Here is a 22,628-nt window from a genome sequence, read left to right as displayed (position 1 = left end):
CAATGGTTCAATACCCTGGCCTTTTGTACAGGTTAATAAAACGCAACACTTTCCATCGTTGGAGGTTCGAGCAACAACTATTCGCAGCAAAATGAAACGCAATCTACCTTGGTGTGAGTTCCCGTGCAGCCCTGATGACTTGATCAGGGCTGTTTGTTTTCGTGACATAACGGAAATTGCCGCAGAGATCGGCGTAGACGTTGACGAGGTCGGCCGCTGGCGATCTGGACACAAGCCGGTCCCGAAGCTTGCCTATCTCTATCTAGCTCACAAAGCGTCAACCGTACTAGGCAAGCAATTCGGCCCGTTCTGGGGCTGGAAGCTGGCCAACGATGGCCAGGCGCTAATCTGCCCGGCCACGGGTGAACGCATCAACTACGAAGAAGTTGCCCTAATGCGAGACTATCGCCGGGCCAAGCGCCTTGCAGTACAGCAAGCGGAGCTGATCGAACGGCTCATGATCGAGCGGGACTTCTACCGTGAGAACTGCCACCGGCAGGCAAAATTCGGCGCGATGCTGAACCGAATTATCGGCCCCGACGACAGCTGCTAACAGGCAATCCCATCAGCATTCCCATTCTCATTCTTGAGAAAAAAGACGCGCTTTGTCAGAAAGACCCCAAAGCCAGTTCTGGCGCGCCTTGCAGCGCCGTTTCGATGCTGCCGCCCTCCTACCGGTTTCTCAAAATGAGAAAAAAGACGGGTATTACCAGTCACCCGTCTAGGCCGCTACGCGGCCCGAAGGCGGCGCGACGCCAACATGCTGCAACGCCCTACTACGCTCGGCCAAGGCCGAGCTAGTCCCCCTACCCCCTTCCTGGACAAAGAACGTCCAGGCGGGGCCCCTAGGGGCGCGCGAGCGCGGGGCTGACCATAGGTGATCGCTCTACACGGTTTTTACTGTCTGCAAAAGAGCCGGGGCGAGGCCTCTCTGTATTTTCGTTACGGTGACGAATAAGACGAGTTTGCAGACGGGGTTTATTCGTCTAGCATCGCCGTTACCGTAAAGTGTGAGAAAAACATGACAACGATTGCAATCATTCTCATTGCCCTGATAGTCGTCGCTACACTCATGAAGAGAAGCAAAGGTCGTGAACTGAAATTAAAAAAGGAAGAAGCAGGGGCAAAAAAAAATGAACCCGAATACAAGACAAGCCAAAATAAATTTGGCAATGCCAGGTTCAAGCTCAAGGGGAAAACTCTGCTCACGCAACGTGAGCAAGAGTGCTTTAACCGACTGACAAAAAGCCTCTCCCCTGACTTCCTCGTTTTTCCTCAAGTAGCCTTTAGCCAGATTATCGACACTGAAGGAGGGAGCAAATTCGACAACGAAGGGCTGCGCAGAACAATGAGCCAGAAGGTAGCTGACTTCGTGATCTGCAAGACAGACCTCACAATGATCGCGATCATCGAGCTTGATGACAGGTCGCACATTGGTAAAGAGGAGAAAGACAGGCAAAGAGATTCGATCATCAGGCAAATAGGGCTCATGCCGCTGCGGATCCCAAGAACACCCCCTCAAAAAATACTGGACGAGTACGCTAACGTGCTCAGAAAAATGCACCCCAAGGAAGAAAGAGCGCTTGAGCGTGCTTGACTACTTTACCAATAACAATTGTGAAGAGGTGCGATCATGAAACGTTTATGTGTCGCCATAGCATTGGCCTACACAGTGTCACACGCGGGAGTTATAGAGTGCAAAACCAGTAGTGGACAAAGTCTGCTCACAAACGAGACAAGCTGCCCTCCCGGAGCTTCCTTCAAAAGAAGGATGAAAGAACCCAGCATTGAAGTGACCCCACCAAAACAGCCCCAAGCACCCAAACCATTACCGCAAGCCGGTGTTTTGGAGTGCTACGTTAGCGAATCGCAGACCATATACACAACGGCACAATACTGCCCACAGGGAACACGTTTCAAAAGCATTAACTTCAACACACGAGACCCCAGCATCGCCGCGGCGCAAGGTACACAGAATGCAGCATCAGTACCCCAGATGAAAAGAAGCTGTGAAACGCTCAAGCAACTAAGGAATTACTACGATCGAATGCTAGAGCCTGGCATGAACAAAGAGCCAGATACGATGCAAAAGCTCAGAAACGTACAAAAAGAAATGCATGAGAATGGATGCAGGATCTGAAGCCAAAAACAAGCGATGAAAAAAAGCCCGGTTAAAAACACGGGCTTTTGGCAAGAAATTAAAGGCCATGCTTTAAATAAAAAGCAAGAGAACAAATTAAGCAAAACAAAACGAAACCAATAAGAGAATGTGAATCCATTGCTAAACTCCTTTTTGCTGAAAAATTCTCAGATATGAACGGCGAGAAATGTCGTGACTATGGCGGGCAAAAAGTGACAGGTTCATGGGCATTACTCTTGCCGGCTGGAAACGATCTCGTCGAATTTTTTCTTGAATGGCCCCCAATCCTCTTTGTTTCCTGACAACGAGAATATAAGGAATAACCATAAGAGCACGAAGAAAAAACACAATAGCTTTGGTAAGTCCTGCATGGCACTTCTCCATAAACGTCTTTGGCGGAGGCATATAGCGCCCTACCCTATGCCATTCCGGCAACATGCAATAAGTCCCATCGTCCGATTCATCCATAATCACCTGTTCAGTGTCGTAGGCATCGAACGCCCTTTTGCCCGATGTGTACCACGTATCGGCACGGACAGGCGGATTCATCCGTCCATAGAAAACCCGCGCCACAAAAAACTTGGGAGGCCTTAATCCTGTAAGTCGTGTCACGATTGGGATTGACAGCTTGTCCAGGCGCAAGCAGTCCACCGTATATTCGTGCAACAGCTTTCGGATTTGGCTGTCCAGGGCATCCACGTCCTGAATCTGGATAAAGACGTCCCAGCGGAATTTTCTCGCATGGACGAGCCACGCCATGATTGAGCGCCGGCCTTTTTCCTGCCAATCCCGCGAGTTCAAGAAAACGGCACATTCATCTAGGACGAGCGCGCCGAAGGTATCCTCTGCACGGGTTTCCGAGCCAAGGCCCAAGGCGTGCAAATCATCCGAAGTCGGGATATCCGGCAAACGGATATAGCTCTGCTTTGAGCGTGGATTCTGGCAGAGCTTCTCCAGATTGATTTCGACATTGCCGGCAATGCGCCTGCCCTGCTCTGCATAAGAGATCAAGCGGCCAACAGACTGGACACCTTTACCGCCGCCGAGATGGCCCGTGATGAAGTAAACCGACATCGCAATGTCCTCCTAGAATTTCTGGCCGAGCTGATAGCCATGGATAAACTGGCGGGTTTTCCAGGAAAACCACATGTAGCCAAACTTGGCTATCCGTGCCGTGACAATGGCCGAAACACAAGACGGGAAATTGCTTGGAAGCACTAGCCACGCCGCAGTCTGAAACCACGTATCAGACGGTGCGTGTATCAGCACCACCACCAAGCCTTGAATCACTTGCTGGAAGGCCACAAACGCCGTTACGAGAGCGACCATCAACGTCATCGCTGCCGCCCAGTTCTTAGCCGCCTTTATGCCAAATTTCGTCAAAATATCTATGAAGAAGCCTGCGAGCTTGGTGTAAAGCCATTCGAATATTTTACTCACTTGTCTTCCTCCGGTTTGGTACCAAGAAATATGCCCATAATCGTCAATGCAGCGACACCATACCAAAACCACGTCATGGCATTTCTAATTGGAGGCAGATATTTGCAGACCGGAATCGTCATCGTGTTTGTTGACGACATCATTGGAATATCAAGCTGTATATCGGTGCACTCTGGGTCTGGAAACATTTTCATGAGCCAATCCAAGCTGAGACTTGGCATAGTAATACCGGACAATATTGAAAAGTCCGTATCGTTGCTAGGCAAGTCACCCTTGCCCGGTGAAGATGAATCAACCTTTGTCATATCCGTGACAAGGTTTACCAGCTTGTCTATGCCTGTTTTAACGCCTTGCTGAGTCGCCTCTTGTGAAACTCCACATGTTCCAACTTGCTGGCAGGTTATCGGCGTGCCGCCCGTCCCCGTACCTGTCCCCGCGCCTGTTCCTGGCGGATTACTCGTTGTATTCCCCGCCTCCGTGGACGTGCCAACTACTTTACCGTCCTTAATTGAGGTAGTCGTAGTCGTATTAGTAGCTTTGTCGTAGCTTTTGACTTGGGTTAAGCCATCAGAAGTTAATGAAATATTGGCAGCAGGCGTTTTATCACGCATTGCCACCATGCTTTCATACACTTTGATATTGTCATCAGTCACAACTGAAAAGGTACCATTACTCATTTGAATAGCACCATCAGTTGTATTTCCGCAAGCTGGATTCTGTGAATCAGTTTTAAACTTCGATCCATCACGAATAATCGAACATGGCGTGCCATATGGCTTTAGAACATTCAATGGACTAAAAAGATTGCAAGACGCGCCGTCTCGAGTATATCCAGCAGGACATGTGTAATCTGTTGTAGGCGTCCTGGCGACTTCAACGCCAGAACCCTTGACGTAATTGATTCCGTCAGTATGCAAATACATGCAGGAATAGACATCTACTAAAACATCAGCAGGACGTGCCCATCGCCATTCTGAAAATTCATAAACCGTATAAGACGTGCCAACATTGAAACCGCCAAGTGCTTTGCATTGTGCAATCAAATTCGGATTATCTACACGACCGCCGGTAGGAATTGGCGGAGAAACGGAAGATGGTGCAGGCGTGCCGTCTGATTCTCTATGCCAATTGTCGGGAAGTGGCAAACATGCGGGATTGATTGCGACCATGCAATCATATTGCGCATCGCCAGCAGGATTGGAAGTCATCGCAACACCCAACGCTGGATTACCGGCAATAACCCTCGTTGCGACTGTCCCCGCCATTTTGCCGCCATTGATTGCGGCATTGAGTATCACCGGATAGAGCGTCTGGCCAACGCCCGCGTATGACTGAACAGGTGCCAGCAATTGATATAGCGTTACGGTGACGAGAATGATAATTCTGAGTGACTTGCCCATTTAATCCTCCTAGAAGGCAATGGCGCAGCCACTGCCGTGGCCGCGCCATTTCCTTCAGAGTCGGCCCAATTAGGCGATTTTCTTGAACAGCTTTTTCGCGATGGCGTATACCAACACAATCGCGGCCACGCCCAGGACATACGGCGTGACGGCAGTCGCGGAAGCGTTAGCGTTGGACATGACTGCGGCGCCGGTAGTGTTCAAAGCCGCGGCCATATCGGGCAGCGTCACACCATCAGCCATAGCGGCAGCGGAAGCGCTAGCGCCCAGGACAACCAGGGACAGACGGGAGCCGAACTTGCGAACAACGGTCAGGTGTTTCATAGGATTTTCTCCAGAAGCTGTTTAGACGAACGGAACATCATTCCGAGCAAATAGCCTGTTCCCCAACACAGGGAGCAGTAACCGGCAATCAAGCCGATTTCTTGAGGCGTCAGAGTCATCGCTGCTGCCCCGCAAAGAAGCCGAGCGCAAAGCAGATGAACAGACCGATAATCAGGTTCAGTTCATTGCTCGGGATTTGGCCAATAACTGACAGCGAAGCAGAAGCATCCATAATCACGACGCCTGTTTAGTGGCCCTAGCCGGTGCAGAAGCTTCTGGCTTTTGAACAGGGCGATAAGTGGGTTGAGAAGATTGCGTCTCAACACGAGCCGGAGCTGGGCTCGAAACGGTGTACATCGGAGCCGGCGCATACATGTCGTAGCCAGCGATGGCCACGAACGAGATCAGCAGGCCGATGACGAAGAAAACGAGATTTCGCATAGAAACTTTCCTTTTCCGTTACTGTGACGAATATTGTTGAAACGCTTGTGGCCTGATACATGGCACTTCGTAGTCCTTCGCGGCCTGGAGCAAGTACGCGAGCCTGTCGGGGTCTTCAATGCGGCCGTTTGCCACCATCGGCAGCGGAATTTCCTCGTTTGCAGCAACAGCCGCGGCGCGATCTGCGCGCTCGACCTCAGCAAGCGCCTGATCGGCCTCAAGACGGCTACGCTCAACAAACAAGCGTTCCTGGTGCTGCCAGTACCAGTCAGGGCAGGAAGCCGGCGCCACTTCAACAACCTTGATGACGTGATTGATCTTGTCGAACTTTGCGAGCGGTTCGCTGATGTCGATGCCGTAATCACGCAAGGCTTTTGCGTGACGGTAGAACGTGGCCTGGCTGACCAACTGGCGAACATCCTCGCCGCGTAGGTAGCAAGCGGCAGTCATGCGGATTTTGGAGGGCAAGCCCTCGATGTCGAGACGGGTGATGTCCTGGCGGACGCGGGACAAGAGTGGCCGGACTTCGGCGTCAAAGAGTTGGACGATGTTATCCATCGTGATATCTCCCAGGAACCGTAGACCTTTGTCGCGCAGCAAGAGGCGTCCTGCCTCCATTTCCAGCCGCACAATGCCTTGTTCCCGTGCAAATTGATAAACAGGGTCACACTTGATTTGAGATGTAGAGCGCCCATGCTTGTGACCGGGGGCGAGCATTTCGAGATACTTGATGTAGGCCTTCAACATCTTGCGACCGCCCTTGCTGCCCCAGGCGCACGACTCAGGGCTAGCGCGGTTACGTTTGACGTTGCTGATGGACTGGGTAGAAAGCCAGCGCATGAAGGCTTCGGCGTCCTTCGGACTGCCGGTTTGATAGTTGCGCGTGATATGAAGGCCGGAGACGGTAGCGCCAGTCCAGTGGACGAGGTTGACGCCGTGTTCCAGGTCATACGCTGACGGATTTGCGTTTACCACCTGCTGACCAGGTTCAAAAGGTGGCAAACGGAAACGCGACAGGATTTCATTGCACTTCGCAATGGTCTGATCAAAATCCAGGTTGAACAGATTGTCAGGCCGATCCAGGCGGCCCACGTTGCCGGACAAGGTGATGCGGAAACCGTCGCACTTGACGATAACCAGGCTGTCGAAGGAGCCGCGCAGGAACAGTTTTGAAGACTGTCCCCACTCCGGGTTATCAATCAGATCACCGGTTTCCATGTCCCTGCCCCACTTACCGACCACGCCCGAATCCACAAGCGGCAATCTCGGTTCGACTACCCCGGTTTCGGGGTTAAGTCGACCCGGATGCACTTGCGAGATCGAGATGTAGTCGATGAAAGCGGACATATCAGGCGGCGGCCTTGTCTACAGGCTTGAGCAGCACAACGTGGGAAACGCCGTTGACCATGGGCTGCATCTTGCCGTTGAAAATCTCGTGGCTGATGTCCAGCTGCGCATGGCAGGGATAGGTCAACGACATGAAAGCCGGTTTGGCGGAGTCAGCCACCGGCAACTCAGCGACTTCATAGCCAACGCCCAGCTTGTTGAATTTCTCGGACGCGGCGTTCTGAGCCGGGACAAGCACAATCAATGTGCGCATGTCGAACGGCTTGCCGGACTGCTTGGCAATGCCGCTCATGTGAAGGAAACCGGACAAAATGGCTTTCATGGGTAGGTCCTCAGTTGGTGCGTGAAAGGGCCAGACGGACGACTGGCCGAGAAGCGAAGACAAAGCCGGTGCGGCAGACAAAAACGAAGGGCTTGGACGTTGTCATGGCGTGGCCATGACAGCGATATAGAGCGCAACATTTGGATCGGTACACGGCATGCCTCCCCTGCTAAAATTGGGTAACAGACTTTTGCTTACCTGGGTAAGTGGTAGTGCCATGATAGATTGCTTACCCAGGTAAGCACAACGGAGATGACATGAAGCTAAGCAGCGACTACCTGCGCGAAGCACTCGAAAAAATGGGTGACATCAGCCAGAACAAAAAAGCTGAAAGACTAGGGATAAGCAGCAGCGGAATGAGTCAGTACATGACCGGGAAAAAGATCATGGATGACTTCGCCTGCATCATGGTCGCAAAAATTTTGGGGATAGACGGCATGGTGGTGATTGCCGCGGCGCAGATGGAACGCGAGAAAAATCAAGCACGTAAGGACGTTTGGGAAGACCTGCTAAAAAAGATGGGCGCCCTCGCCCTGGGCGGGATGACGGCGGGGGCGATGCTGATGGGGAGTCTAAGCGCTGACAATGCTAGTGCGTCACGGCGCATGACGAATGCAGCATGTTGTGCCGTTGCAACATGCCATTTGTATATTATGTCAAATAATGAATATTCCTCAATTTAGGTCAATCCTCCTGAACTGGGTATCAGTTCAGGGCTGTTTTTGCAATTCATGGCAAGACTGCGCGCTGTTCTATCACTTGACCGCTGGCTTGTGAAAGCAATCCGGCGGCGGATTGCCTTTGATGGCGGCTCTGTAAATTTTTCTGGCCAGCGCGAAATCGGATTCGCCATAACGTGACGGATCGGCCTTAAGCGCCTGCTCCAGCATATTGGTCAGGTGTGCCCACTCCTTATCATTTAACGTTACGGTGACAGTATTTGCCCGATACTTTCGCTGCCGTTCGGCGCCGGACATTGCTAGGCCGGTGGTTGGTCGGCCGCGTTTCTTGACTGTGACGTCGGCCTTTTCTTGCAACGGGTCTGTGTTCATCGCGTGCCCTCCTCTGCTTGCCTGGATTTATTATGCGTTACAGTGACGAAATTTGAAATTTATCGTCACTGTAACGTAAAAAGTCTGCTTAGTCGCTCTGCATCGTAGCGCTTGTGCCAGTCACTTCGCCCGGTATGCATAATTAATTCGAAGGATATATGGTATTGAGATGCTATTTTTTTTGTTTTTGGATTAAAATTTGGAATAAAGTAAATATGTGACAGGTATTTGCATGGCATTTTATTTGTCGAGTTCGCCCGCGAGAGCGATAACCAGCAACACTGGCTGCGCGCAGCCGGAAGCAACGATCTAAATGACCAACAAAAACATAAAACTACATAATCAACGGCTGCCCCAGCACCTGCTACGGGCACGAGAATCGGTGATGGCCTACTTCCGCCCGATCCTCAACCGTTACGGGGTGACAGAGCAACAGTGGCGCATTTTGCGAGTTTTGGAAGACTTTGGAGACCAAGAAGCCGGCGTGATCGCAGACCGGGCTTGCATCTTGCCTCCAAGTCTGACCGGCATCTTGGTCCGCATGGAAAAAGCGGGGTTGATCCATCGCCAGCGTGATCATATAGACAGCCGGCGTTTGATCATTTCAATGTCGCGGGACGGGCGCGAGCTGATTCAACAGATCTCTCCGTTGGCGGAAGACTGTTATCGACAGATCGAAAGCCATTTGGGCCAGGAAAAACTGACGCAGCTGCTGGGCTTGCTGGATGATCTGGAGAAACTGCCGGCGCCGCGGGTCGGCTGAGTCAGCGCTCGGGTTCTGGGGCGGGCATCCCCTCGGGTTCGGGCAATCTCCTTGCCGTGTCTTGCCGATAGAACAAGGCAAGCTGCTCATAAAGCTCCGGGTAGTCCAGCTTGAGATGATGCGGCAGCTCGAAAAAAGCCTCACTTAACACGGCGAAGAACTCCGCGGGGTTCTCCGCCGCGTACGGATCCAGCCAGCCAGGATCGATTCCGCGGTCCAGCATGCGACACAATAAACGATAACCTTGAGACCAGGCGCGGCTCCATTGCGCCTGGTTCATTCCTTTGTGCAGAGGCGGTGAGCCGTTGGCCGGACCGTTGAGCATGTCCAGCTTGTGCGCCACTTCATGGATCACCACATTCCATCCATCCAATTGCTCTGAGGCTCGCGCGTCCGGAAGCGACAGCACCACCGGGCCGTCCTGACGCGCCTGGCCTATCAGCACGCTCTCGCTTTCATGCTGCAAGCCGATGCCGTCCATCCAGATGTCGCGCGCGACAAACGGAGACGGATACAGCACCACATCGCTCCATCCGCTCAAGGCGGATTTGCCCAGATTCATGGCAGGCAGCGCCATTTGCAAGGCCACGCTGGCGCAGGAGCGGGTGCCTAGCCGCACCCCGTCCTGTCCGGAAAAGCTTTTGCTGTGCAACACCCAGGCGGCCAACTCGATCAAGCGCAACAACTCCGCTTCGTCCAAACCGGACAGCAGCGGCATGCGCGCGGCCTGTTCGCGCAGCGCTGCCATCGTTTCCGGAGCGGTTTTGCCGGATAGCGCGCGGCGAATCCACTCAATCACCATGAACTCTCGTCCCGTTTTATCGTCTCTCCTACTCTGAGGGCGATTTTGCACATTTCAATGCGCGCCCCATCCGATCTGTCGCAAGACGTCAACATTCCGCTTTCGCTGCGCCGGCCCAGGCTGGCGCAACAGTCAAAATCATAAAATAAACGGGGGAATTATCATGAGCCTGCCTTGGCAAACGCTGGCGCTCAATCCTTTGGCGGCATTCGGCGTGCTGCTGTCGCTGGGGGTGATAGGCGGCCAGATCGCGGTGCGGGTGGCGCGGCTGCCCGCCATCGTCGGCTATGTGCTGACCGGCTTGCTGATCGGCCCGCACAGCCTGCGCCTGCTGGACGAGCAACTCTTGCAGCAAGCGTCCATTTTCGTGCACTTGGCCTTGGGCATCGCGCTGTTTGAGGCCGGGCGCCGCGTGGATCTGCGGTGGCTACGGGTGGAGCGCACCTTGCTGCTGACCACCTTGTTCTATTGTCTGCTGACCTTGCTCGGCCTGTTCGCCGCCTTGCAGTTGTTCGGCCTGGGGCTGGCGGCCAGTCTGATGTTGGCGGCGCTGGGCGTGGCCACTTCTCCGGTGGTCACGCTGGAAATCGTGCGGGAATCTAACGCGGACGGTCAGGTCAGCGAGCGCCTGTTGGTGGCCACCGCGCTCTCCAATCTGCTGGCGCTGCCCTGCTTCGCGCTGGCCTTGTCTTATGGACATCTCTCCGGCAACAACGGAGTGGAAAGCGGTATTTTGCTGCCGGGCTGGCTTACGCTGGCCTCCTGTGCGCTGGGTTTGCTGGCCGGCCTCGCGGCAATCCAGCTTAATCGCTGGCTGGGTGGCCGGCAGCGCGAATCGCAAAAGGTCATGCTGTTCGGCTTGATCGCGCTGGTGGTCGGGGTGGCCGATATGCTGCAGGTGCTGCCGTCGCTGGCGCTGCTGGTTGCCGGGCTGGCCACCCGCAACCTCAAGCACGGCCATACCGTGACCGAGCGCGGCGTGATGTCGTCGGCGCAGATTTTCACCGTGGCCTTCTTCGTTGCCGCCGGCGCGCAGTTGGCTCCGCAATCGCTGGCCGAGTTCTGGCCGCTGGCGCTGGCCTGTCTGGCGCTGCGCACCGGGCTGGCGATGCTGATCTGGTGGCTGGCGGCCGGCGCCAATGGCTTGCCGAAACGCCATGGCGCCTGCCTGGGCCTGGCGCTGAATGCCTGGTCCGGCGGCACCGCGCTGCTGATGAGCCTGGGCGCGGTGTCGCTGGGCGCCGCCGCGCAAAGCTTCAGCGGCGCGATGATGTCCATCCTGGTGATCAATGAATTGTGCGCGCCGGTCTTGACCCGGCTGGCCTTGCGGCTGGCCGGCGAAACCCGGGCGCAGGAGTGAGAACATGCTGGAGTTCAACCACAGTCAGCCGCTGACTCTGGGGGTGGAGCTGGAATTGATGATCCTCAACCGCCGCGACTACAACCTGACCCGTGGCTCGGACGATCTGCTGCTGCAGGTGAATCGTCAGCAACACGGTTTCGACATCAAGCCGGAAATCACCCAGGGCATGATAGAAATCGGCACCGCAGTGCACAGCGACGTCAACAAGATGCTGGAGGAGATTCTGGCCATCCGCGAGCTGCTGGTCAGCAGCGCGCGCAAACTGAACCTGGGTCTAGCCGGCGGCGGCTCGCATCCGTTCCAGCATTGGGACGAACAGCGCATTTATCCCAAAGAGCGCTATCACCTGGTATCCGAGCTGTACGGTTATCTGGCCAAGCAATTCACCGTCTACGGTCAGCACATTCACATCGGCTGCCCGGACGGCGACAGCGCGGTGCGGCTGACCCATTATCTGGCGCGCTACATCCCGCACTTCATCGCGCTATCCGCCTCCTCTCCTTTTTACCAGGGCGTGGATACGCTGTTCCAGACCTCGCGGCTGACCAGCGTCAACGCCTTTCCGCTGTCCGGTTGCATGCCTTGCGTCAACAACTGGGAGCAGTTCAACGACTACTTCCGGCGCATGGCCAATCTGGGCATTGTCGCCAGCATGAAGGATTTCTACTGGGATATCCGGCCCAAGCCGGAATACGGCACGGTGGAAATCCGTATTTGCGATACACCGTTGTCGGTGGAGACCCCTGTGTTGCTGGCGGCTTACGCGCAGATGCTGGCTCATCGCTGCCTGGGCGAACAGCAGGACGAGGTGTGTCAGGAACATTATCTGACCTATAGCTACAATCGCTTTCAGGCCTGCCGCTTCGGTTTTGACGGCATGTTGGTCGATGCTGGCAACAATAGTCAGATCGGACTGCAGGAGGACTTGGTCAACACTCTGAATCAGTTGGAGCCGCAGGCCGAGGCGCTGGGTAACCAGGCGCAGCTGGCCGCCTTGCGTCAGCGAGTGCTGAAGCGACAGTCGGACAGCGCCTGGCTGCGCCAAGTGTTCGACGGCAGCGGTTCTCTATCCGAAGTTGTGCGGCAACAAAGCGAACACTGGATGTACGAGGCACCGGGTGTGGGCGTAAACTAAGCGGCTACGACATTATCACAAGCCGCCATGCCATTCGACCTGCCCGCTCTGCCCGACCCCGCCCTGCCTGCCCGTTACTGCATTTTCGAAGGGTCCAAGATTTTACTATTGGATCAGGCCTTGCCGGATGAGCTCGCGCGCGGCTGGCCTCTGTCCCAGCAACTGTTCATCGGCGTACATGATGGTCACAATCTTTATTTGGCGGAACTGGTGGGCGCGCCGCCGGCCGGCTGCAACTGGCTGGCTCTGCGGCCGGCCTTGCTCAGCCTGCCCTCCGGGCTGACGCCCGCCATCGCCCGCGCCGCGCAGATCCGCCAGTTTCAGCGCACTCATCGCTATTGCGGCCGTTGTGCCGGGCCGCTGCTTCAGCGGTCCGGGGATAGCGGCAAACGCTGCTCCAGCTGCGGCCAGCTTTACTATCCCAAGCTGTCGCCGGCGATGATGGTGGTGATTCATCGCGGCCGAGAGTTGCTGCTGGCGCGCAGCCCTCACTTCGTTCCCGGCGTCTACAGTGCGCTGGCCGGCTTTGTCGAACCCGGGGAAACACTGGAGGAATGCGTGCACCGCGAAGCCTTCGAGGAAGTGGGCGTTCGAATCAAGAATCTCCGCTACGTCTGCTCGCAATCCTGGCCCTTTCCCCACTCGCTGATGTTGGGCTTTACCGCCGAATACGACAGCGGCGAGATCCTGCCGCAGGAGGGGGAAATCGAAGACGCCGGCTGGTTCGACATCGACGCCCTGCCGCAAACGCCGACCCCCATCTCCATTGCCTATCAATTGCTGAACCATACTGTGGCTTGGCTGCGCGAGAAGGATGAAGGGCAAGTTTAGTCAACCCCTGCCTCTGCGTTTCACCCCCTCCTCTGTCGCAACACCTTATCTCTGCTAGCTCGCGAGTTGGCTGGTTGCCGTCTGGCTTCCGGCTTCTTGCGCCGCATGGCTAAGTTCCTTCCTCCGCAAGTGGGCCTGCGCAGCTCGCTTGATTCCTTATTGGCCTATGCATCGTTCCGATGATGCTCTTTCCCGCCCTTTTATCTTGCGTGATGCCGTCGGGCACAGCATTGCCCCTCATTGTTTCATATAAATTTTTCTACTTATATACATAAATACAAAAAGTAATACTGATATACGGGCAGTGATAAGCTTTAATCATTGCCAAAGCCAAAGCCAAAGCCAAAGCCAAAGCCAAAGCCAAAGCCAAAGCCAAAGCGGCAAAATTTCTCTCAGCAACGGTAGATTTTTAAATTCAAAGACATACGGCGCCAACTTCGCAAGCGGTCTCCTTCCGCAGGCAAAATCTTCGCGCCGCGCAAGGAGTGCACAATGAAAATCCGCATGCTTGCCTTATCACTCATGCTGGCCAGCGGCACCGGCGTAACTCTCGCCAGCCCGACTCAATGCGAAAACAAGAGCTTTTCGTTGCAACTACTGGGCTCGGGCGGACCGATCTCCGACGATGGTCGCGCCTCGTCGGCTTCGCTAATCTGGTGGAAGAACAAACCGGTGGCGATGATAGACGCCGGGGGCGGAGCCTTTCTGCGTTTCGGTCAATCCGGCGCGCGCCTGGAAGACGTGGGCTTCATCGGCCTCACCCACTTCCACACGGACCACGTATCGGATTTGCCCGCATTGTTCAAAGGCAGCTACTTCTTCAGTTCTCCCCGCGCCATCGAAATGTCCGGCCCAACGAGCGGGGCCGGCTTTCCCAGCCTGAGCGGCTTCATGAACGCCCAGTTCAACGCCAAGAACGGCGCTTACGCCTATCTGTCAGGCATCTACTCCGGCCAGGGTGATATTCCACTGAAGGTGTCGCTGTCCAATGTGGACTACCGCAAAACCACGCCGACCAAGGTGTATGAAAAAGACGGCGTCAGCATCAGCGCGCTCGGCATTCCTCATGGCAACGTGCCCTGCCTGGCTTATCGCATAGACACAAAGGACGGCAGCATTGTCGTCTCCGCGGACCAAAACGGCAGCAACCCGCACTTTCTCGATTTCGCCAAAAACGCGGACATTCTGGTAATGCCGCTCGCCATCGACGAGCAGGCGGACCCCTCCTCTGCTTTCTTACACGCCAAACCATCCGCCGTTGGCCGCATCGCCGCGGCGGTGAAACCCAAGCAGCTGGTGCTCAACCATTTCATGGGCAAGGGGCTACGGCTCAAGGAGCAATCCATCTCCATTGTCCGCCGCTATTACAAAGGGCCGATCTATGCCAGCCGCGACCTTTCATGCTTCCCGGTGCATTAAGAGCCGCTAACAAACCTCTGGGCTGCGCCGACTTGTCGTACTCAAACTGCCCGCGCCGGCCCGCCTTGCCACTGACGTAAAACGGATGTTGTTCACCGCTCTAAACATCGCCACCCCAACGGAGATTCAACATGAAAAAACAGATCATCCTTTCCATTGCCATGACGTCCTTGCTTGGTTTGGGCGCCGACTCCGCGCTGGCGGCGGAAGCCAGCCAACCAGCGCAAGAGGTGAAAAGCCAAAGCGGCCATGGCGGTAAATGCGCCAGCGGCAAGTGCGGCACGGTGAAGATGTATGAAAAAGCCGACATCAAGCACAACCCGCAAGATCAACTAGTGCGCGCCCGCGACGGCAAGTGCGGCAAGACCGGCCAAGGCATCCATCCTGGCAAAGCCGGCCCCGGCAAAATGGTGGAGGGTGTATGCGGACAATGAATCAGCGGGCCGTCGGCGTGGGGCTGCGCGCCGAGCACGCCCAATGGCTGGCCGATCACGCTCCGCAGCCTGAAATCGACTTTCTGGAAATCACGCTGGAAAACTGGATGGACGTCGGTGGCCGCAAACGCGAGCAGTTGGACCGTCTGGCGGAGAAGTACCCGTTGATCGCGCATGGGCTCAGCCTGTCGATAGGCGACGAACTGCCGTTGGACGTTGACTACCTCAAACGCGCCAAACGCTTTCTTGAACGCTACCGGATTCACCTTCACAGCGACCACCTCAGCTACTCCCGCGACCGCCAGGGCTATCTGTACGAACTATTGCCGATTCCGCGCGACGAGATGGCCGCGGCGCGCATCGCAGCCAAGATCCGCCAAACCCAAGACATGCTGGAGCGGCCGCTGATTCTGGAAAACATCAGCTACTACCACAATCACCCCGGCCAGATGGCGGAAGCGGATTTCATCAGCGCCGTCGTGGAGCAAAGCGGCTGTCAATTACTGCTGGACATCAACAACGTCTACGTCAACGCCTGCAACCACGGCTACGACCCGCGGCGCTTTATCGCCGAACTGCCGTCCACCGCCATTCGCTACTTCCACATCGCCGGTCATTGGCGCCGCGACGACGGCATGTTGATCGATACCCATGGCGCGGCTGTATGCGAGGAAGTTCTGGAGCTTGCCCGGTACACCCTAGCTCGGCACGGCTCTCGTCCCCTGCTGCTGGAGCGAGACAACAGCATGCCGCCGTGGAGCGAGTTATGCGCTGAAGCGGCTGAACTGCGGCAACGCCTCCACCAAGCAGCGGCCAAGGCGGCCTGAGCGCGACAAAGGAGAAGCCATGAACACGATATCGGACATCGAAACATTCAGCCGGCGGCTGCGAGATGGCCCGGCGGTCTTGGGTGATCGCTCCATCGAGCTTTACCGCCAGTTTCTGCGCGGCAATATCGAAGACGTGCTGACTCAAGTCTTTCCATTGTTTTGCGCCAGGCTATCGGCAGCGGAGCTGAGTCTGCGCATCGATGAGTTTTTGGCGGAACACGCGTCGTCCAGCCCTGAGTTCCACCATATTGCCACCGAGTTTCTCTGTTTCGCCCAGCCCCGCCTGTCTGCAGATCTGCGCCAATGCCTGGAGTACGAATGGGTGCTGTTCAGCGTGGAAATCGACGAAGCTCTCGTGCCGCCGCCATCCACAAGCGAAGTGACGGAACGCTCAATCTTCTCGCTCAATCCCACGCTAGCCTGCATTGAGATCCAACTGGACGTCGCCGGACTTGCCGGACCCTTCGCCCTATTTCGCGACTCAAGCCATCAGATTATTCAGAAACCGCTAACCGGTTTCGATCGCAGGTTGCTGGAGACGCTGCGGAGCCCCTGCGCCTATCCCACGCTGCGGGCAAGCGTCCCGCTCGACCTTCTGGCTACCTGGCTGGACGAAGCCTCCGCTATCGGCTTGATACACATGCTCGACGCCAACACGTCGTCGCCGGTCGACAACGTATGACGCCGGCGGCCCAACATAAGGAACACGAAAATGATTGCCAAGATAATGAATGGCTTCGACCGTGCGGTTGCAGCCTGCAAACAATACGACTTCATCGCTCTTCTGGGTATCCGCCTCTATCTTCTGCCGGTAATCTATGTCGGCGCTCACTCCAAAGTGGCTGGCTTCAGCGAAGCGGCGACCTGGTTTGGCGCGCCCGCCAGCGAAGGCGGCCTGGGGTTGCCCTTTCCTGTGCTGTTCGCCTTTCTGGCCGCGGCCACCGAGGTCCTGGGCCTGGTCTGCATTGCGCTGGGGCTGTTCACCCGAGCAATGGCCATCCCGATGATGGTACTGATGAGCGCGGCCAGCGCCATGGTGCACCTGCCGCGCGGCTGGCTGGCCATCGCCTCAAAGGATATGGAGTCCAGCCAGCGGCTGACCGGCTTCCTGTCCTGGCTGGCTGAGAACTTCCCCGGCCGGTACAACTACATCACCGAATTGGGCGACCCGGTCATCCTTAACAACGGGATGGAGTTCGCCGCCACCTACTTCGTCATGCTGCTGGTGCTGTTCTTCTACGGCGGCGGCCGCCATGTCAGCTTGGATTACTGGCTGCGCAAGCGTTTTGCCGCTTAAAAGCGTTTCAAAACCTACTACGCCTAATGAATGCTGCACGGGGAGCCCGCTTCAGAGCTCGCCTGTCGGCCAGTGGTGGGGGCCGGTCTTTTGGTCAGTGCGAATAAGCGTACCTGATGCCTATAACAGGCAATAGCTGGCACCCTCAATGTCAGCCTCCTGTTATGACCATGACCCCCAGCCAATTAGGCTGGGGGCTTTTTATATCTTCGCAAAATCTTCGCGAACCGAAGCTCGCGAAGCCTTTGTTTGAGATTAGGAACTGGACAATTACAAATTACTGCATTGTCCCGTCACACCGCTTCGCCAAGATTTGCCGCCGGCATTCTTGCAATTGTGCGCATGCTGGTGATTGCCAATTACCTTCCCTGTGCAGTTCTTTGCGGAGAAGCACTGCCCTGGTTTTCTTGGTTGGATTTGATCCATTGGAGCATTTGAGGATGGATGGCTATCATTCTTGCTAGCTTGCTGTGTTGCGGAAGTGACTTCGTTAGCTTGAGTGGATCCGATAGATGACGCGCTGACGATGGAGGAAGCCAATAAAAGGGCAGCGGCAAAAGAAATGGTTAGAGAATTGACGGTCTTCATGACTCAAATCCTTTAGTGTGCAAGAAAAATGCAGCAAAACCGCAAATTTCTATAGTGACAATAAGATTCAGGCAATGCTAATAGCTAAAGGCTCTCGCCTAGACAAGCACACGAGCCTAGATCAAGATAGTCAAAATCAAAATAATATTAACAATGAAGTTAATATAAATGCGGCCGCACACTATAATGACTTAATGATTCAACTTCAGTTCATGACTTTTGTTCGTTATTATTCACATTCGCTTGATAAACTTTAGGCAGGGGAAATTACTAATTAGCAAATATTAAAAAAGAATATTCTGACCATTTGACTGTGTGTCGGGCTCATTTGCTTGTATTCAAAACAACGCACACTCCGAGGATAGTCCGTGATGGCCGGCCTCCTCCTCTTCTAAATGTTGATGACTACGCCAACTCTGCGCCAGCCCTGGCCAGAAAGTTCAAGTAAACCAGAAGGAAAACCGGCTTGCAGTAGGTGGTGTTAACGAATAGCGTTTGGTCGTGCGGCGACAGCTTGGGATCGGGCGCGTGATTGTGACTCTTGAATTTTTACAAATCCTAAGCGTGTCATCGCAGAAGAAGCTATTAAAGCCGCTTTTCAGTATGCTGATTGCCATAAAAATGAATAGAGATAGCCAATCTCGCGGGCAAGGGCGAGGCAAGGCGAAAACAAGCAAAAAAAACGGAATGTCCAAGGGGGACATGAGCATTTTGAGCTTGTACTCACCGTGCAACGCTTCACGCAGCGCGGCAGACTTGGAACGGGCTCTCAGGGCGTGGACGGGGGTATAAAGCGACCGGATGGGTGATTGGATACGCTTTGAACACAATACCGAACGGGGAATTGGGAGAGATTGGGGGGATTTTAGACGATGCTGTCTAATATTTTGCCTAAAAAGCACCAAGGGCTTATAGAGAAACCCTATAAGCCCTTGATTTTATTGGTGCCGGCGGCAGGAATCGAACTCGCGACCCCCTGATTACAAGTCAGGTGCTCTACCAACTGAGCTACACCGGCGAAGAGAGGCGTATTATGTCGCGCCTCACTGGCTTTGGCAAGCTGTCAGTGCATCTTTTTCTGCACTTTTTTATGCGGCTTTTTGGCGCCTTTGCTAACCGGTTTGTTTTTGCTGGTTTTTTTGACCGAGGCCTTGTGCGGCGAGCGCTTTGCGGCTTTGACTGCATGACGCGGTTTTTTCACGGTTGATTTTTTGACCGTCGATTTTACCGCTGGCTTGACTGCCACCTTGCCGTGGCGCGCTTGTTTGGCGCTGATAGCCTTGGCTTGGCGCTTGCTCTGCTTGGCGGATTTCGCTTTGGGCTTGCCTTTGGCCTGGCGCGCCGGCTTGGCTTGTTGGCTGGAACGTACGGGTTCGGCGGTCTGAACGGTTTTAGCGGGGGCGGTCTTGCGTGCGGGCTTGCTCGCTGGAGCCATCTGAACATCGCCCGGCAGCGGCATGTCTTCTGGTTCGGCCAGGCTGGCCGGGCTGATCAGCGCCAGGCTCAAGGCCAGCGCAATGGTGTGCGTTGCAAATTTCATGATAAGGGATCTAATGCTCTCTGGAATGAAACGGGCCGCGCGTTGCGCCGCCAAAACCCGCATACTAGCACGGTGTTTCCCGCGTTTAGGCGGAAATTGATCGCAACGGGCAACACTTACCCCACAGGGCGGACTGATTTTATTACCACAGCGCGCCATCCCCGCGCCCGTATGCTATATCCACAGAGTAATGCCAATGTAATTGGCGCTACTCTCGGTTTCTCCGCTTGCTTTCCCTTTCCTGATACGCAATGGAAACAGCATGCATCAGCCCAAAATTTTGTTGGTGGACGATAGCGCCACCAATAGCCTGATGGTTCGTACCTTTGTCGAAGACTTAGGGTATCAATGCGATCTTGCCTGCAATGGTAGGGAAGCCGTTTCCATATGCAAGGAGGTCGACTACGACCTGATCCTGATGGACATCATCATGCCGGTGATGAACGGGCTGCAAGCCACGATGGAGTTGCGGACACTGTTCGGCGAACACTGGGTTCCCATCATTTTTCTGACGGGCCTGAGTCAGCAAAAAGATCTGATAGAGGGGCTCAAAGCAGGCGGTGACGACTACCTGACCAAACCAGTCAGTCCGGACTTGTTAACGGCCAAGATCCAGGTGTTCTTGCGCATCGCCCAAATGCAGCGGCAGATCAACCAGGATGCGGTGCGCCTGGAACGCTACTTCCTCAACAATGAACGGGAACAAAGTTACGCGCTGGAACTGATTGAACGTTTGAACCGGCAGCAATTGGAGCTGCCCTCGCACGTCTGGCGCCATTTACGCCCCGCCTCGCAGTTCAACGGAGATCTGGTCTGCTATGCGCGTTCCGGCGGACGAGAATACTTGATGCTGGCCGATTGCACCGGCCACGGCCTAACCGCCGCGATCAGTGCTATTCCTGCAGTGGAGTGCTTTTACGACCTTGCTCAGGAACAAGCCGCGCTGGGCGACATCGCCGCGGCGATTAACGACAAGCTGCACCGCCTGCTCCCTTTTGGCCGTTTCGTGGCCGGCATTATCATTTCGATCGACGCGGCCGCCCAATGTCTGCAAGTCTGGAACGGCGGCATTCCTTGCGCGCTGATGTTTGATCCGCAGGGTCGCAAGATCAAGCAGTTCCGCTCTGAGCACCCTCCTTTAGGGATTTTGGCGGCGCGTCAGTTCGACCGCTCGCTGGAAACCAGCGTGTTGCGCCCGGAGCATGCGCTGGTCGTTTGCTCGGACGGAATTACCGAGGCTCAGGCAGACAATGGCCGAATGTTTGGCCTGGACGGCGTAATCAAAGCGGTTCAGGCCGGCTGGCCGGGCCGGGTCGGCAATACCGTACTGCAAGCGTTGCAACGGCACCGTCAAAATGAAGCCATGCTGGATGATGCGTCTCTATTGGTGGTGCGTTCGCCTGCGCATGCGAGCAAGCCTGAGGGAGATTCCGGACACGAGGCGAAGGACCGATCTCGCTGGCACGACGCCTGAGAGGCTGTTCAAGTCTGCTGTGCTTCGTCAGGCTATGGCTATGAAGACGACTAGGCTTGAAGCGCCGCTGCCTCATTCCTCAATTTCGCGCGCATAGCGCACCAGCGCCTGCAAGAGCTGGGCGAAGCGGTGCGCAGCCAGGTTGCTGTCCGAAGGCGTGAGCCAGGTGCTGCTGATTTCCAGTTGGATGGCCGGCACGCCCCGCCGGGAAGCGAACTTGGCGATGGTCTGGTGCTTGGACGCGGCAAAGTAATTATCCGAAACATTCAGCACGCCCTGTTGCCGCAGGCTTAGCTCCAGTCGTTGCTGCAACTCCGGCTTGCCTAGCAACGAGGCCCCGTTCAAGGTGCCGAAGTCCACGTCGTAAGGCCGGTATGGATGGCTGCCGTGCAGGTCCAGCACCAGGATGGGGCGCTTGTCGGCAATCAGCACCGCCAGCTTGCGTTTGAAGGCGTTGTCGTCATCGTAATTGGGATCGGCCGGCGAGGCGCGGGTGGTGTAGATCGCGGTGGCGCCTGCCAGTTGGTGCAGCATCGCCGCCAAGGCCGCGGTGCCGCCGCCGTCGGAGAACCGGTATTGGCCTTCGCGAAACGGACTAGTGGCGTGCGGCGCGGTCACGATGATGGGGAGCGTCCCCTCCCACACAGCAAACCAAGGCTCGCCGTTTTGCGGCGGCTGGTCCTTGGCGGCGTCCGCCGCCTGTTGCAACTGGATGGCCTCTACAATGTGAGCGGGTTCGATGATGGCCCGTGCAGGCGGCGATTTGCCGATGGCGGGCGCCATCGACAGCGCCAGGACCAGAACCCCTACTGCCAGCTTAACTCTCACCGCTCCCCTCCCCGTAAACACGAACCGCATGCTCGATCTTTGCTGGACCGGGCCGGCACCGCTTGGTTCTGCGCACCGGCTCGGAATAGCGGCGCTAGAGCACAGGCTTCCGCGCAGTGAGCAGCAACAGGACCGGGCGGCGCGCGTGCGGGCGCAAACCGTCCTGACGCGCCATCGCCCCCTCGTCCGGCGCGGGCTCGCCCAGATGAAGCAATTGGAAACCGGCGCCTGACAAGCCGGCCACATAACTTTCCACCGTGCGGTGATGCTTGATCACGCCGTCGACAAACCAGCGGGTTTCGCGCGCGCCCTGCTGAAAATACGCGTCCAGCGTCCAATGCTTCTGCCGCCCGGCCTCGTCCAGCGCCCAACCTTGCGGGCTCGCCGTGCAAACCGGATGCTCCACCGTCAGCGCGAACACACCGCCGGGCCGTAAAGCGGCGAACACGCGCGCCGCCACGGCGGCGTAATCCGCCACGTAATGCAAGGCCAGCGACGACACCGCCAGATCATAAGCGCCCGCAGGCGGCTGAAGGTCCTCGATGCCGGCGCACAGGTATTGAATGTCGGAATCCCGAGTGCGCGCTCTCGCCTGCTCCAGCATGCGTTCGGACAAATCCACCGCGGTGACGCTGGCCGCGCCTTGGGCGCGCACCCAACGGGCGAAATCGCCAAAGCCGCAGCCCAGGTCCAGCACATCGGCGCCGGACAGCGGCGGCAGCGCATCGCGCAAGGCGGGCTGTTCCAAGGCGCCGTTCAGGCCGCTATCGTTGTCGCGCAAAGCTTGGTATTGGGAGAAAAAGACCGGATGGTCATAAATGTTTTGCTGCATTTGGAGGCTCCGTAAAGACTTAAGGG

The 22,628-nt window shown here is 55.9% G+C and carries 26 protein-coding genes and 1 tRNA gene; 13 read left to right on the top strand and 14 right to left on the bottom strand.

Annotated features, from left to right (window positions below; all coding sequences use genetic code 11):
- The first annotated feature begins 91 nt into the window (after positions 1–91).
- Together MOV80_RS14645 and MOV80_RS14640 are read left to right on the top strand one after the other, a co-directional pair.
- Positions 92–553 carry a hypothetical protein gene (locus MOV80_RS14645; RefSeq protein WP_118267668.1) on the top strand — a complete coding sequence of 154 codons (462 nt, stop codon included), beginning with the start codon at positions 92–94 and terminating at the stop codon, positions 551–553.
- A 468-nt stretch (positions 554–1,021) separates the two neighbouring features.
- Complete coding sequence (locus tag MOV80_RS14640) at positions 1,022–1,597, top strand: DUF2726 domain-containing protein (protein WP_118267666.1); 576 nt, start codon at positions 1,022–1,024, stop codon at positions 1,595–1,597.
- A gap of 684 nt (positions 1,598–2,281) precedes the next feature.
- On the opposite strand, the gene MOV80_RS14635 is transcribed toward MOV80_RS14640, so the two are convergent.
- The 7 genes from MOV80_RS14635 to MOV80_RS14605 form a co-directional block, all read right to left on the bottom strand.
- A complete protein-coding gene (locus tag MOV80_RS14635; protein ID WP_118267664.1) occupies positions 2,282–3,214 on the bottom strand; it encodes a zonular occludens toxin domain-containing protein in 933 nt (310 codons plus the stop codon).
- Between the two features lie 12 nt (positions 3,215–3,226).
- Positions 3,227–3,580, bottom strand: coding sequence for a DUF5455 family protein (locus tag MOV80_RS14630; protein WP_118267662.1), 354 nt, complete (start codon positions 3,578–3,580; stop codon positions 3,227–3,229).
- Positions 3,577–4,980, bottom strand: coding sequence for a hypothetical protein (locus MOV80_RS14625; protein WP_162897070.1), 1,404 nt, complete (start codon positions 4,978–4,980; stop codon positions 3,577–3,579). The genes MOV80_RS14630 and MOV80_RS14625 overlap by 4 nt, the downstream gene beginning before the upstream one ends.
- 69 nt (positions 4,981–5,049) lie before the next feature.
- Positions 5,050–5,304 (bottom strand): hypothetical protein, encoded by a 255-nt coding sequence (locus tag MOV80_RS14620; protein ID WP_118267658.1) that lies wholly within the window; start codon positions 5,302–5,304, stop codon positions 5,050–5,052.
- A 234-nt stretch (positions 5,305–5,538) separates the two neighbouring features.
- Positions 5,539–5,745, bottom strand: coding sequence for a hypothetical protein (locus tag MOV80_RS14615; protein WP_118267656.1), 207 nt, complete (start codon positions 5,743–5,745; stop codon positions 5,539–5,541).
- Positions 5,746–5,763: 18 nt separating this feature from the next.
- On the bottom strand, positions 5,764–7,092 hold the full coding sequence (locus MOV80_RS14610; protein WP_249605252.1) for a phage/plasmid replication protein, II/X family: 1,329 nt from the start codon (positions 7,090–7,092) through the stop codon (positions 5,764–5,766).
- A gap of 1 nt (position 7,093) precedes the next feature.
- Positions 7,094–7,414 (bottom strand): hypothetical protein, encoded by a 321-nt coding sequence (locus MOV80_RS14605; RefSeq protein ID WP_118267649.1) that lies wholly within the window; start codon positions 7,412–7,414, stop codon positions 7,094–7,096.
- A gap of 257 nt (positions 7,415–7,671) precedes the next feature.
- Here MOV80_RS14605 and MOV80_RS14600 point away from each other — a divergent pair, with 257 nt between their 5' ends.
- Positions 7,672–8,097, top strand: coding sequence for a DUF3693 domain-containing protein (locus MOV80_RS14600; RefSeq protein ID WP_118267647.1), 426 nt, complete (start codon positions 7,672–7,674; stop codon positions 8,095–8,097).
- 72 nt (positions 8,098–8,169) lie between these two features.
- Here the strand turns inward: MOV80_RS14600 and MOV80_RS14595 are convergent, their stop codons facing one another.
- Positions 8,170–8,466, bottom strand: a complete 297-nt coding sequence (locus MOV80_RS14595) for a hypothetical protein (protein ID WP_141113325.1) — start codon at positions 8,464–8,466, stop codon at positions 8,170–8,172.
- A gap of 313 nt (positions 8,467–8,779) precedes the next feature.
- On the opposite strand from MOV80_RS14595, the gene hpaR reads away from it, so the two are divergent.
- Positions 8,780–9,229 (top strand): homoprotocatechuate degradation operon regulator HpaR, encoded by a 450-nt coding sequence (gene hpaR / locus MOV80_RS14590; protein WP_051002808.1) that lies wholly within the window; start codon positions 8,780–8,782, stop codon positions 9,227–9,229.
- A gap of 1 nt (position 9,230) precedes the next feature.
- Here hpaR and MOV80_RS14585 read toward each other — a convergent pair whose 3' ends face one another.
- On the bottom strand, positions 9,231–10,031 hold the full coding sequence (locus MOV80_RS14585; RefSeq protein WP_240333881.1) for a M90 family metallopeptidase: 801 nt from the start codon (positions 10,029–10,031) through the stop codon (positions 9,231–9,233).
- 163 nt (positions 10,032–10,194) lie between these two features.
- On the opposite strand from MOV80_RS14585, the gene MOV80_RS14580 reads away from it, so the two are divergent.
- From MOV80_RS14580 to MOV80_RS14545, 8 genes are all read left to right on the top strand, one after another.
- Positions 10,195–11,391, top strand: a complete 1,197-nt coding sequence (locus tag MOV80_RS14580) for a cation:proton antiporter (protein WP_043593170.1) — start codon at positions 10,195–10,197, stop codon at positions 11,389–11,391.
- A 4-nt stretch (positions 11,392–11,395) separates the two neighbouring features.
- Complete coding sequence (locus MOV80_RS14575; protein WP_043593168.1) at positions 11,396–12,529, top strand: YbdK family carboxylate-amine ligase; 1,134 nt, start codon at positions 11,396–11,398, stop codon at positions 12,527–12,529.
- Positions 12,530–12,556: 27 nt separating this feature from the next.
- Positions 12,557–13,360: an NAD(+) diphosphatase gene (nudC, locus tag MOV80_RS14570; protein WP_249605251.1), complete on the top strand. Its 804-nt coding sequence runs from the start codon at positions 12,557–12,559 to the stop codon at positions 13,358–13,360.
- A gap of 492 nt (positions 13,361–13,852) precedes the next feature.
- Positions 13,853–14,779, top strand: coding sequence for an MBL fold metallo-hydrolase (locus MOV80_RS14565; RefSeq protein WP_118267641.1), 927 nt, complete (start codon positions 13,853–13,855; stop codon positions 14,777–14,779).
- Positions 14,780–14,910: 131 nt separating this feature from the next.
- The gene (locus tag MOV80_RS14560; RefSeq protein ID WP_019104466.1) at positions 14,911–15,213 is read left to right on the top strand and encodes a hypothetical protein; all 303 of its coding nucleotides are present in this window, start codon (positions 14,911–14,913) and stop codon (positions 15,211–15,213) included.
- Positions 15,201–16,040 (top strand): DUF692 domain-containing protein, encoded by an 840-nt coding sequence (locus MOV80_RS14555; protein WP_249605250.1) that lies wholly within the window; start codon positions 15,201–15,203, stop codon positions 16,038–16,040. The genes MOV80_RS14560 and MOV80_RS14555 overlap by 13 nt, the downstream gene beginning before the upstream one ends.
- A 19-nt stretch (positions 16,041–16,059) precedes the next feature.
- Complete coding sequence (locus MOV80_RS14550) at positions 16,060–16,725, top strand: putative DNA-binding domain-containing protein (RefSeq protein ID WP_019104468.1); 666 nt, start codon at positions 16,060–16,062, stop codon at positions 16,723–16,725.
- A 30-nt stretch (positions 16,726–16,755) separates the two neighbouring features.
- A complete protein-coding gene (locus MOV80_RS14545) occupies positions 16,756–17,340 on the top strand; it encodes a DoxX family protein (RefSeq protein ID WP_118267639.1) in 585 nt (194 codons plus the stop codon).
- Positions 17,341–17,610: 270 nt separating this feature from the next.
- Here the strand turns inward: MOV80_RS14545 and MOV80_RS14540 are convergent, their stop codons facing one another.
- From MOV80_RS14540 to MOV80_RS14530, 3 genes are all read right to left on the bottom strand, one after another.
- Positions 17,611–17,928, bottom strand: coding sequence for a hypothetical protein (locus MOV80_RS14540; protein ID WP_141113326.1), 318 nt, complete (start codon positions 17,926–17,928; stop codon positions 17,611–17,613).
- Between the two features lie 942 nt (positions 17,929–18,870).
- Positions 18,871–18,946 (bottom strand) — tRNA-Thr (locus MOV80_RS14535).
- Positions 18,947–18,991: 45 nt separating this feature from the next.
- Positions 18,992–19,531: a hypothetical protein gene (locus MOV80_RS14530; protein WP_157222094.1), complete on the bottom strand. Its 540-nt coding sequence runs from the start codon at positions 19,529–19,531 to the stop codon at positions 18,992–18,994.
- Positions 19,532–19,730: 199 nt separating this feature from the next.
- On the opposite strand from MOV80_RS14530, the gene MOV80_RS14525 reads away from it, so the two are divergent.
- Positions 19,731–20,942 (top strand): SpoIIE family protein phosphatase, encoded by a 1,212-nt coding sequence (locus tag MOV80_RS14525; protein ID WP_019102319.1) that lies wholly within the window; start codon positions 19,731–19,733, stop codon positions 20,940–20,942.
- A 72-nt stretch (positions 20,943–21,014) separates the two neighbouring features.
- Here the strand turns inward: MOV80_RS14525 and MOV80_RS14520 are convergent, their stop codons facing one another.
- Positions 21,015–21,770: an N-formylglutamate amidohydrolase gene (locus MOV80_RS14520; protein WP_249605249.1), complete on the bottom strand. Its 756-nt coding sequence runs from the start codon at positions 21,768–21,770 to the stop codon at positions 21,015–21,017.
- 94 nt (positions 21,771–21,864) lie between these two features.
- Positions 21,865–22,602, bottom strand: coding sequence for a class I SAM-dependent methyltransferase (locus MOV80_RS14515; RefSeq protein ID WP_249605248.1), 738 nt, complete (start codon positions 22,600–22,602; stop codon positions 21,865–21,867).
- Between the last annotated feature and the right edge of the window lie 26 nt (positions 22,603–22,628).

The sequence above is a fragment of the Chromobacterium sp. IRSSSOUMB001 genome (assembly GCF_023507765.1).
Lineage (GTDB): Bacteria > Pseudomonadota > Gammaproteobacteria > Burkholderiales > Chromobacteriaceae > Chromobacterium > Chromobacterium haemolyticum.
Note: the sequence above shows the minus strand (reverse complement) of the source record. Positions and strands in the feature narration are given on the sequence as shown.